This window comes from Paludibaculum fermentans (assembly GCF_051172195.1).
GTDB classification, from domain to species: Bacteria; Acidobacteriota; Terriglobia; order Bryobacterales; family Bryobacteraceae; genus Paludibaculum; species Paludibaculum fermentans_A.
Map to the genome: position 1 here is coordinate 2,138,453 of NZ_JBPJAQ010000001.1, position 9,691 is coordinate 2,148,143.

9 protein-coding genes are annotated in these 9,691 nt (G+C 63.0%); 1 reads left to right on the forward strand and 8 read right to left on the reverse strand.

Annotated features, from left to right (window positions below):
• Positions 1-48: 48 nt before the first annotated feature.
• The 8 genes from trxA to ACR9Y2_RS08745 all read right to left on the reverse strand — a co-directional run bounded on the left by trxA (position 49) and on the right by ACR9Y2_RS08745 (position 9,304).
• Positions 49-381 carry a thioredoxin gene (gene trxA / locus ACR9Y2_RS08710; RefSeq protein WP_435040719.1) on the reverse strand — a complete coding sequence of 111 codons (333 nt, stop codon included), beginning with the start codon at positions 379-381 and terminating at the stop codon, positions 49-51.
• A gap of 52 nt (positions 382-433) precedes the next feature.
• Positions 434-1,858, reverse strand: a complete 1,425-nt coding sequence (gene glgA, locus ACR9Y2_RS08715) for a glycogen synthase GlgA (RefSeq protein WP_435040720.1) — start codon at positions 1,856-1,858, stop codon at positions 434-436.
• A 114-nt stretch (positions 1,859-1,972) separates the two neighbouring features.
• Positions 1,973-3,229: a DEAD/DEAH box helicase gene (locus tag ACR9Y2_RS08720; RefSeq protein ID WP_435040722.1), complete on the reverse strand. Its 1,257-nt coding sequence runs from the start codon at positions 3,227-3,229 to the stop codon at positions 1,973-1,975.
• Positions 3,230-3,529: 300 nt separating this feature from the next.
• The gene (locus ACR9Y2_RS08725; protein ID WP_435040723.1) at positions 3,530-4,747 is read right to left on the reverse strand and encodes a sensor histidine kinase; all 1,218 of its coding nucleotides are present in this window, start codon (positions 4,745-4,747) and stop codon (positions 3,530-3,532) included.
• Entirely contained in the window at positions 4,744-5,442 is a 699-nt protein-coding gene (locus tag ACR9Y2_RS08730) for a response regulator transcription factor (protein WP_435040724.1), read from the reverse strand. The genes ACR9Y2_RS08725 and ACR9Y2_RS08730 overlap by 4 nt, the downstream gene beginning before the upstream one ends.
• On the reverse strand, positions 5,439-7,469 hold the full coding sequence (locus ACR9Y2_RS08735; RefSeq protein WP_435040726.1) for a hypothetical protein: 2,031 nt from the start codon (positions 7,467-7,469) through the stop codon (positions 5,439-5,441). The genes ACR9Y2_RS08730 and ACR9Y2_RS08735 overlap by 4 nt, the downstream gene beginning before the upstream one ends.
• Before the next feature lie 48 nt (positions 7,470-7,517).
• On the reverse strand, positions 7,518-8,504 hold the full coding sequence (locus ACR9Y2_RS08740; protein ID WP_435040727.1) for a YncE family protein: 987 nt from the start codon (positions 8,502-8,504) through the stop codon (positions 7,518-7,520).
• Between the two features lie 134 nt (positions 8,505-8,638).
• Entirely contained in the window at positions 8,639-9,304 is a 666-nt protein-coding gene (locus ACR9Y2_RS08745) for a hypothetical protein (protein WP_435040729.1), read from the reverse strand.
• Between ACR9Y2_RS08745 and ACR9Y2_RS08750 the strand changes: the two genes are divergently transcribed.
• On the forward strand, positions 9,303-9,629 hold the full coding sequence (locus ACR9Y2_RS08750; RefSeq protein WP_435040730.1) for a hypothetical protein: 327 nt from the start codon (positions 9,303-9,305) through the stop codon (positions 9,627-9,629). The two genes, ACR9Y2_RS08745 and ACR9Y2_RS08750, sit on opposite strands and share 2 nt — an antisense overlap.
• The last annotated feature ends 62 nt before the right edge of the window (positions 9,630-9,691 follow it).

Sequence of the window (9,691 nt, forward strand, 5' to 3'; positions counted from 1 at the left end):
AAAGGGCGGGCCATCCGGCCCGCCCTATGCTCCGCTTTGGGGAGCCGCTTATCCCAGATGCGGCTCCACCATCTTCACGAGCTCGGATTTGCCCACGGCGCCCACGCGTTGATCCACCACCTTGCCGCCCTTGAAGAGCAACAGGGCAGGAATGCCGCGAATCATGAAACGTGCCGCGGTGCCATTGTTGTAATCCACATTTACCTTGCCCACTTTCACCTTGCCGGCATATTCCTCGGCAAAGGCGTCGACGGTCGGCCCGATCATCTTACAGGGGCCGCACCACTCTGCCCAGAAGTCCACCAGGACGGGGACGTCGGCGTTGAGTACGTCCTGATCGAAACTCGCGTCGCTGAATTCCACTGTGTTCTTGCCAGCCATGATCAAAATTCCTTCTCCAGTCGGATCTGATGAGAGCCGGGGCGTTTTAGATTCAACCTCGCCCCAACAACCGTTGATACAAAGCAGAGTACTCGCGGGCAGAGGCTTTCCAGGAGTAGTCCTTCGCCATTCCGCGACGCATGCGGGCCGTCCACGAATCGCGATTCTCGAAAGCGCCTAACGCGGAACGCAACGTGTCGTACAGCGCGCCCACGGAGTACCAACTGAACTTAAAACCGGTATCTTCCTGAATGGTATCATCCAGCCCGCCGGTGGCGCGCACCACGGGGACGGTCCCATAGCGCAGGCTGTAGATCTGATTGAGGCCGCAGGGTTCGTAGAGGCTGGGCATCAGAAAGATGTCGGCGCCGGCCTCGATGCGGTGGGCGAGGCCGTTGTTGTAACCGGTCCACAACCCGACCCGGTGCGGCAGCCAGCGGCGCCAGTCCTGGAAAATCCGTTCGAACCGGGGCTCGCCGCTACCCAGGATCACCAGTTGGACGTCGCGTTCGGCCACCAGGTTGGCGATGCCGGCGATCAGGTCGAAGCCCTTTTGCTCGGCGAACCGGGAGACAATTCCGATGAGCGGGCGGTCCAGGTTGTCCGCGGGCAGGCCGAACTCCTCCAGCAGCGCGCGCTTGCAGATCCGTTTTCCGGAGAGATCCTCGCTGGAGTAGTTGGCGGGCAGGAGTTTGTCGGTTTCCGGGTTCCACTCGTCGTAATCGACGCCATTCAGGATGCCGGAGAGCGCCATGGAGCGGGAGCGGAGGACGCCATCGAGCCCGAAGCCGCCTTCCGGTTGCTGGATCTCGCGCGCATAGGTGGGGCTGACGGTGGTCACCCAATCTGAGGTCTGGATGCCTGCTTTCAACAGGTTGATGTCGCCGAAGTGCTCGAGTTTGTCAGAGGTGAACCAGCCCCAATTCAGGCCCAGGTCAGGGAAGGCCGCTTTGCCGAAGATACCCTGGTAGCCCATGTTGTGGATGGTCATCACGGTCTTGACGTTGGCAAATTGGGGGTTCGAATGCTGTTGATCGGCGAGGTAGACCGGCGTGAGCGCGGCTTGCCAGTCATGACAATGCAGGATGTCGCACTCGAAGACGGTCTGGGCGATCCCGAGGGCGGCTAGTGAAAGGATGGCGAAGCGTTTGTGGTTGTCGGCGTAGTCGCGATTGTTGACGTTATAGATGCCTTCGCGGTCGAAGAAGTAGGGTGCTTCCACGAAGAAGAAGCGCACACCGTTATGGACCTGGGTGCGGATATCCACCCGGTAGGGCGTGGATCCGGCGAAGACCACCATGTTGTCGTAGGCGCTTTCGGTCTCCAGATAAGGGATCTGGCGATAGCGCGGCATGACCACGGCTACTTCGTCGCCTGCCTCCTGCAGGGCGGCCGGCAGGGCGCCGGTGACGTCGGCGAGTCCTCCCGTCTTGGCGAAAGGGGTAGCTTCGGGGCTGACCATCAGGACGCGACTCATGCCAATCATCATGGCATGCCAACCGGCTGGAGTGAGCCGTCCGAAACGCAGAAACGCCGGCAGGCGGCCCGATGGGGCGTTCTGCCGGCGTTTTGAATCTAAACCGGAGCCGAACTAGGCGCGGCGACGGGCCGGAGGGCCGAAGCTTCTACGGCCGCGAGGAGCCGAGCTCTCGGGACGGGCTGATTGGTGATGATGATGGGCCACGGGGATCACAACCACGGGCGCCATCTTCATATTCTGCTCGAATTCGATCTCGGGCCCGACCGGACGGCGCGTGAGCGTGATCTTGATGGTGCGCTCAATGCGGCGGATGTCGGAGCGTTCGTTGCGGGTGCTGAAGGTGGAGGCGACGCCACGGGCACCAGCGCGGCCGGTGCGGCCGACGCGGTGGATGAAGTCCTCCGGCACCTGGGGCAGGTCGTAGTTGACGACGTGGGCGATGCCGTCGACGTGGATGCCGCGAGCGGCGACGTCGGTGGCGACCAGGACACGATAGTGACCCTGCTGGAAGCCCTTCAGCGCTTCATTGCGCTGATTCTGCGTGCGATCGCCGTGGATACGGGCGGTCTTCACGCCGAGGGCGCTGAGCTTGCGGGCCAGGCGGTCTGTACCGTGCTTGGTGCGGGCGAAAACGAGCACTGAGCCGGCTTCGGCTTTGAGCAGCGAGTGCAGCAGGCCGAGCTTGCGGTCCTGCTCCACTTCGTACACGTGGAGGTCCACCATTTCGGCCGGCTTGGTAGCGGAGCCGATGGCGATACGCACGGGGTTCTTCAGGTGCTCATTGATGAGATGCGCCACCGACTGTTCGATGGTGGCGGAGAAGAACAGGGTCTGGCGCTCGGCCGGCATCGCAGCAAGGATCATTTTGAGAGCAGGCATGAAGCCCATGTCCAGCATGCGATCGGCTTCGTCGAGCACGAGGTGCCGGACGGTGCCGAGACGGACGAGACGGCGATCGAGGAAATCACAGAGACGGCCGGGCGTGGCGATGATCACCTGTGCGCCGCGGCGAATATCATGCAGCTGACGCTGCTCGTTCAAGCCGCCAACGACGACGGCGGCGCGCAGGCCGGTGCCGGCGGCAACACGCTGAAACGATTCCTGGATCTGGATGGCGAGCTCGCGAGTGGGGCTCAGGATAAGAGCGCCCACGCCGGACTTAATAGGTGTCCGGAGCAGAGACTCAAGCACAGGCAGAATAAAGGCAAGGGTCTTTCCGGTGCCGGTCTGCGCCGTGGCGACTACATCGCGGCCCTCAAGGGCCGGCGGAATGGCTTCCGCCTGAACCGGAGTCGGTTCGACGAAGCAGTTTTTGACAAGGTTCTCCTTGAGGACAGGAGACAGAGAGAGTTCAGAAAAGTTGTTCATTCAGACTATGTGGGAAGGCAATCGGCAGGTTCCGGCTAGCGGAAAAGAACAGGGGGGTGCAGATTAACTTCTACTCGAGGTTAAGTATAGCACGAAGTTCAAGTATAATTCAGACGGCCAGAGCCGGGCACGGCGTGACAGGGGGTCCAGTCCGCACGGCGTCCTCCGGCCTGGCCAATCGAAACGAGCCAAGATGGCACTCACGATCATTGGTGAGAGGTCTTTTTTGTGGCCCGCATCTGTCTAGACGATACCTTGAGGGCCACGGTTACGCGCGTTAAGTATTGTGAAATCAACTAATCAAAGTGGAAACCGGATGGTTACTTCCAGCCCGGGGTTCGCATTGCGCGCGACGATGTCGCCATGATGAAGCCTGACGGCCCTTTGTGCGATGGCGAGGCCCAGTCCGACGCCGCCTGAATCGCGGGAACGGTGCACTTCCACTCGGAAGAAAGGCCGGAAGAGATCCTCGAGGGTGGTCTCAGGCACGCCGGGCCCGTAGTCGCGGATACGGACCACGGCATGACCGTTCTCCGTCGCGGCACTGAGCGTAGTCTTTTCCCCGGCCGGTGCATAGCGTTGAGCGTTCTGCAGGACGTTTTCCACTGCGCGCCGCAAGAGAGCGGGCCGCCCATGGCCGGTCATGCCTGGCTGGATATCCAAGTTGAGGTCGTAGCTGGCGGCGATCTCGATGAGGAGGTTCGAGAGATCGAAGGGTTCGCGGGCGTGAGCAGCGGGATCGCCTTCGGCGCGCGTCATTTCTGTCAGCTCTCCGATGAGTGCGGACATGCGCGCGATCTCCTGCTTGGACTGGTCGGGGCGTCCGAGCTGAACGGCCAACGAAAGCCGGGAGAGGGGAGTTCGCAGTTCATGCGACACATCCTGGAGCAGCCGGCGTTCCGCGGTGAGCAGGGTTTCGATGCGATCGGCCATGGCGTCGAAGTCGCGGGCGAGATCGCCGAGTTCATCGCGGCGGGTGGAGCGGGCGCGCATGGTGAGATCGCCGTCGCCGAAGTGCCTGACAGTCTCCCTTAGGGCGCGCAGCGGCTGGCCAAAGTGGCGGGCAAAGGCCCAGGCCATGAGCGCAACCAGGAGGGCGATCCAGAAGTAGTAAGGCAGGAACGACATGAGGTCGGGCCGCGGCATCAGGGCGGCCAGCATCGTGAAGTGCTTGTCGCTGGTGCTGTGCGCAATCATGCTCATGCCGGGGCCGGAATTGGCGACTTCCGCGGAAAGATCCCTGCCTGTGAGCAGGTCATGTCCAGTTTCATCCAGCAGGTAGTGCGAGCCGGGGAACAGGCTGTCCACGCGGTGCATGTAGCGGGCGAGCTCCGGTTTGCCGCCGCGCTGGTAGGCATCGACCGCGGACTCGAGCTGCAGGCGGTGGGTGGAGCGGAACATCCGTCCTGGTTCGAAGACACGCGGGGTGAAGTAACGGTTCGTGATGAAGAAGGCGAGCAGGGATAATGCCAGGGTGGCCAGGAACCAGAGCGTCAGTTTGGCGAAGATGGACCTCATTCGGCTGCCTCCCCGGCCTTGTCCAGGGCAAACAGATAGCCGGCTCCGCGAATGGTGCGAATCATGGCGCCACTCTCGCCGAGCTTGCGGCGGATGTGGCTGAGATGGACATCGATGGAGCGATCAAAAGGCGAGGCCTCGCGCTGGTACAGCCGCAGGGAGATCTCGTCGCGGGAGACGGGCCGGCCGGCGGCGCGCATGAGCTGTTCGAGGATCTCGTACTCGGCGGCGGTGAGGTCTACCGGATGGTCGTTGCTGGTGACGGCGCGGGCTGAAGGGTTCAGCCGGACACCGGCAATCTCGATAACGGGCGAGGATTCGCGGACGGTGACGCCGGTGACGCGGCGCAGGATGGCCTGGATGCGGGCCAGGAGTTCATCCGGATCGAAGGGTTTGGGTAGATAGTCGTCCGCGCCGAGGCGCAGGCCCGCGATGCGGTCGGCTGGTTCGCCGCGGGCGGTGAGCATGACCACCGGCGTATCGCTGAAGCGGCGCAGCTCCGCCAGGACGGCGAAACCATCCATGCCGGGCATCATGACGTCGAGGAGGATCAGGTCGTAGCGGCGGATGCCGGCCGCGCGCAGGCAGGCCGGGCCATCGTGGGCCATCTCGACAGCGAGGCCATTGCTGGTGAGAAAGTCGCTGATGAGAGAGCAGAGGTCCCGGTCGTCGTCGACCAAGAGCAGTTGGGTCATCGAACATCCTTCCAGCCGGGCAGAGAAACCGTCGTCCTATAGTTGGACTCATTGAAGTCGGGATTGCGTTTCGGCGCGTAGAGGCGCATGCCGGTGAAGGGACGGTCCTGGGTATAGATCCAGATGGAGGACTGGTCCCAGAGCAGGATCTCGTCGCGGGCGTCGCCAGTGAGATCGGCCACCATGGCGGCGAGGTCGGGGTGGCCGTCGTCGGGGAACATGACCGCGCGGCGGAGATGTCCATCGATGAGGCCGCCTTCGCGGACGTTGCCGGAGAGCAGGGCGAGTTCCTGGCCATCGCCGCGCCAGTTCACAGGCAGCAGCGGGCTGCCGGAGTGGATGGGCTCCTCCTGTGCCAGGATGTTGCCCTGGGCATCGAACAAGGTAATGATGCCGGGGTTGCGCCAGTAGTTGATCGTCATCAACTGGAGCCCGGGCACGTCGTCGCGGTATCTGGCGACGCTGGGGCTCTGGGCATGGCCAATGAGCAGGTGCTTGAGGATGCGGCCTTCGCGATCGAACAGGATGAAGCCTTCGTCGCTGCCGCACGCATACACCATGGGTTGGGCCTTGGGGTCTCCGGAGAAGTTACCCATGGCGATGCCGTCGGCGTGATCCTTCAACTCCGCGTCGCGGGACCACAGCTTGCGGCCGTCGTGCGACCAGAGGCTGTAGCCGAGCATGAACTCTTCCCTGCCGTCGCCATCCGTATCGTAGGCATAGGGATAGTGGCCGGTCTGGCCATCGCCGCTCCAGAGCAGTTTGAGCTCGTTGTCGTAGACCCAGAAGTGGGCGTAACGGTCCTTGACGAGGATCTCGCGGGGCTCCTTGTGCCCGGAGAGATTCAGGAAGGCGAGGGCGTCGCCGGAGTTGAGCTCATAGGGGCGCTCTTTCATGTCGTCGCCCATGCGCGGCATCCAGACGGAGCGCTTCTGCTGGCCAGTGCGGCCGTCGAGGATCTGGAGTTGGAAGTCGCGGACGAGGACGACTTCGTTGCGGCCGTCGCCATCGACGTCGTGGATCTGGAACGGAGTGTCATTGGTGAGCAGGCCGTTGCGCGCATCGGGCCGGCCCTGCTGCCACAGCACTTTGCCTTCGAGGGTGATGGCGGTGAGGCAGGAGAGGTGGTCGAAGGCGTCGCCGCGGACGCGCGGGATGTTCTGGCCGATCAGGATGTCGGTCTTGCCGTCACCATCGAGATCGCCGAGGCGGATGTTGCGCCCTGCTCCGTAGGCGGGGGTGGGGATCTTCTTCCACAGGACCGGCTTCGGGTTGGAGGCCTGGAGGGTGGCGAGTTCCTGGTTGCGTCTGCCGATCTGAGTGCGGATTGACTGGATCTGGGCATCGGCGGCGGTGACGGCGAAGTCTGTGAAGCGGGCCGGGCGATTGGCGGTGATGCCTGCCTTGCCGGAGAGGATCTCCGGGTCATCGGCTTCGAGCACCAGTTGACCGTCGATGTAAGCCCGCATGTGCGGACCCTGATTTTCAACTTTCAGGGTGTAGTAGCGGCGGGTGTCGTAGCTGAACTTGAAGGCGGCCAGGTCCCGCCAGGCGGCGGTGCGGAGCTTCTCATCCATAGGGAGACGGAGGCGGAGGACGGCCTTGTCGCCATCACGGAGACCGAAGACGTAATAGTGGCGGTTGGTGTGATAGCGGAAGACGACGCCGGCCACGTCACCGAAGGAGAGCGGCTTCACGCGGGCTTCGACGGTGTAGTTCTTCCATTCGGGCTCACCGGTGACGAGCATGGCGTTGAACCATGCGGGGCGATCGGTGAGACCCTGCTGCTCGACGTAGGACTTACCGTTCTCGTCGCTGGCGATCCAGGCGTCCTGATGGACGATGGGGTTGAACCACGGCTCCAGCGGCACGCCGCGGTGGGGCAGGTAGTGATACTCCTGGATGGCCGCGTTCAACTGTCCGACGGGCTGGGAGAGCCAGCCGGGCGGGAAGCGCGAGAAGTCGTCGCGAATGAGGTCGCCGGCCAGCAGGGGCAGGCAGAGCGCGAGCAAAGCAGGAGTGCGCATGCGCGCCCATTTTACAGGGCCGGGCGAGTGAGTTGTAGAGGCGGGCGGTTATTCGCCGCCGCTGACGGCGAGGCCGACGGGCACGAAGTAGACCTTCTGTGAAGCGGTGTCGAGCACCTGGGCGGGCTGTTCGCCGGCGATGCCGTTGCGCAGCAGGAACAGCGAGTTGGAGCCCATGCGGTCGAGGCCGCTGGGGACGAAGTCGAGGTCGAGGGCGCCCTTCAGTGAGTTGGAGCCGAGGTCGTAGGCGAGAATCTGGCGGGACTCGGCATTCGCCACATACAGCAGTTTGCCGTCCTGGGAGAGGGCGACGCCGACGGGGTCAGCCACCCCGCTGCCGGCTGAGGCCACACTGGCCAGATTGGGGTTTTGGGCCCAATTGGTAACGCGGGTGACGGTGCTGAGGCCGCGGTCGGCCACATAGAGAGCATTGCCGGTGAGGAGCAGCGCGCCTGCCTGGGTGAGCGGCATGAGCATGCGGGGTTCGGCGCCGGCGGTGAGGAGATAGAGCGTACCGGAGGATTCACCCTGCGTGGCGGCGAAGGCGAAAGCCGCGTTCTTATCCAGAGCGAGGGAGACGATGCGCTCGGTGATGCCGGACAGGCTGATGGAGCCGGCGAGTTTGGGCTCGGAGGCAAGGCCAGACCAGAGGTCCAGTTGGGTCGCATCCGCGTTGAGGAGCCCCGCGGACTCGGCGCCATCGCTCCAGACGACGCGTGAGGGGACGGCTGCGTCTTTGGCGAACTCACGCCAGACGGGTGCGCCGCCGTCGAGCCGCCGCACCAAATAAAGAGACTGATCCTTGGCAACCAAGGCATTGCGGCCATCGGGCGCGGTGGACGCGAAGTCGAACGAACGCACGAGGGGAGAGCCAGCGTAGGCGGAGCCGGGCATGCCGATGATGGGCCGCACGGAGCGGGATTGTTCATCGATCAACAGGCCGGAGACCGGACCGCTGAGGGCAGATTCCTGAGCCGCGGCGGAGCCTGCGGCCAGAGCCAAACAGAGAACAGCGCGTGTGGCTTTTTTCAACATAAATCGGCCTCCAGAATGTCCCAGTGATCTAACTCTTATAGCAGATTCGCCTTGCGGCAGAAAGGTTGCGCAATCCTTTAGGAAATCGGAGACGGGCCAGGCGGGGGCGATTGGGTTTGTTTCGGCGGCGGGGTTCAGCCGGCGAACTGGTCCAGGGGTTTGCCGGAGTCGGCGTGCTGGACAAAGCGGTTAGAGATGGCCTGGCTGTACTCAATAGCCGTGGGGATGCCGGATTCAAACCTCAGTTTGGCGAGGACCTGTTCGTACAAGGGACCCGAGAAGCGCCCGTTGACGAGCGGCTGGAGGCGGGTGACGTCGGTGAGGGGCGCATTCTCGGCGAAGGACTGGATGGCGGGGGCGCTTTGAAGGAGGAGGGCGGAGCGTTCGGTCTGGAGTTTGCGGAGTTCGTTCAGGGCGCGATAGAGAGAGCGTTCGAGGTCGCGGCGATAGCGGGCGTAGCGTTCGAGGTTGGCGGCTTCGGGCCCGGGTTCGGCCAATGGGTTCGTTTCGGCGAGGATGAGGGACTCGAACGTTTCGATGCGGCGGAGGTTCCAGGAGTGGGAGAGGATGCGGTGGAAGAGCTCTTCCTCGATGCAACCGGTGGGGCGAGTTTGGAGGCGCAATTCGGCTGCGAGGGTGTCGAACTCGATTCGCTCGTATTCGCCGATCTTCAGGGCGAGCGAGGTGAGGCCGTGTTTGCGGGCGTTCTGGGCGGACTGGGCTCTGCCTTCAGCGGAGGCGGGTCCGGTGGAAAGGCGAGCGTTGGCCTGGTTGGCGGTGACCTGAGCGGCGGAAGCCATGATGGAAGTCTCCTTAGAAATAGAAAAAGCCGGCGTGGTGGCCGGCTGCGATTCCACGATAGCTGGTGTGGTCAAGGGCGATTCGCTGTTTGTTCTATCAGGGCTATTGAAAATAAAGGACAAATATATCTCAAAACCCTGTGACGCCCGTTCAGAAGCCAGTGACCGGGAGATGGTAGGGGTGGAGAACGCGCTACCGACACCGTTGAGCAGCGGCAGGCTGGGGGTCATGCAGCCTGGCGGACTTAGGCTCATCCGGGGACTTGCAGGGGACCCTGAAAAACGAGAGACTGGCTCTTGTTTGATCTCGTTCAATATAGGGTAAAAATGTCCTTTTATCGTAATTTGCTCGTGTTTTCAGTGATCACTCTGCCCTGGCAGGAGGCG

Excerpts from the sequence above, each read along its gene's own strand:
- ACR9Y2_RS08740 (WP_435040727.1), bottom strand. The coding sequence starts at position 8,504 with ATGTTGAAAAAAGCCACACGCGCTGTTCTCTGTTTGGCTCTGGCCGCA.
- trxA (WP_435040719.1), bottom strand. The coding sequence starts at position 381 with ATGGCTGGCAAGAACACAGTGGAATTCAGCGACGCGAGTTTCGATCAG.
- ACR9Y2_RS08750 (WP_435040730.1), top strand. The coding sequence starts at position 9,303 with ATGATGGAAGTCTCCTTAGAAATAGAAAAAGCCGGCGTGGTGGCCGGC.
- ACR9Y2_RS08735 (WP_435040726.1), bottom strand. The coding sequence starts at position 7,469 with ATGCGCACTCCTGCTTTGCTCGCGCTCTGCCTGCCCCTGCTGGCCGGC.
- ACR9Y2_RS08720 (WP_435040722.1), bottom strand. The coding sequence starts at position 3,229 with ATGAACAACTTTTCTGAACTCTCTCTGTCTCCTGTCCTCAAGGAGAAC.
- ACR9Y2_RS08725 (WP_435040723.1), bottom strand. The coding sequence starts at position 4,747 with ATGAGGTCCATCTTCGCCAAACTGACGCTCTGGTTCCTGGCCACCCTG.
- ACR9Y2_RS08730 (WP_435040724.1), bottom strand. The coding sequence starts at position 5,442 with ATGACCCAACTGCTCTTGGTCGACGACGACCGGGACCTCTGCTCTCTC.
- glgA (WP_435040720.1), bottom strand. The coding sequence starts at position 1,858 with ATGAGTCGCGTCCTGATGGTCAGCCCCGAAGCTACCCCTTTCGCCAAG.
- ACR9Y2_RS08745 (WP_435040729.1), bottom strand. The coding sequence starts at position 9,304 with ATGGCTTCCGCCGCTCAGGTCACCGCCAACCAGGCCAACGCTCGCCTT.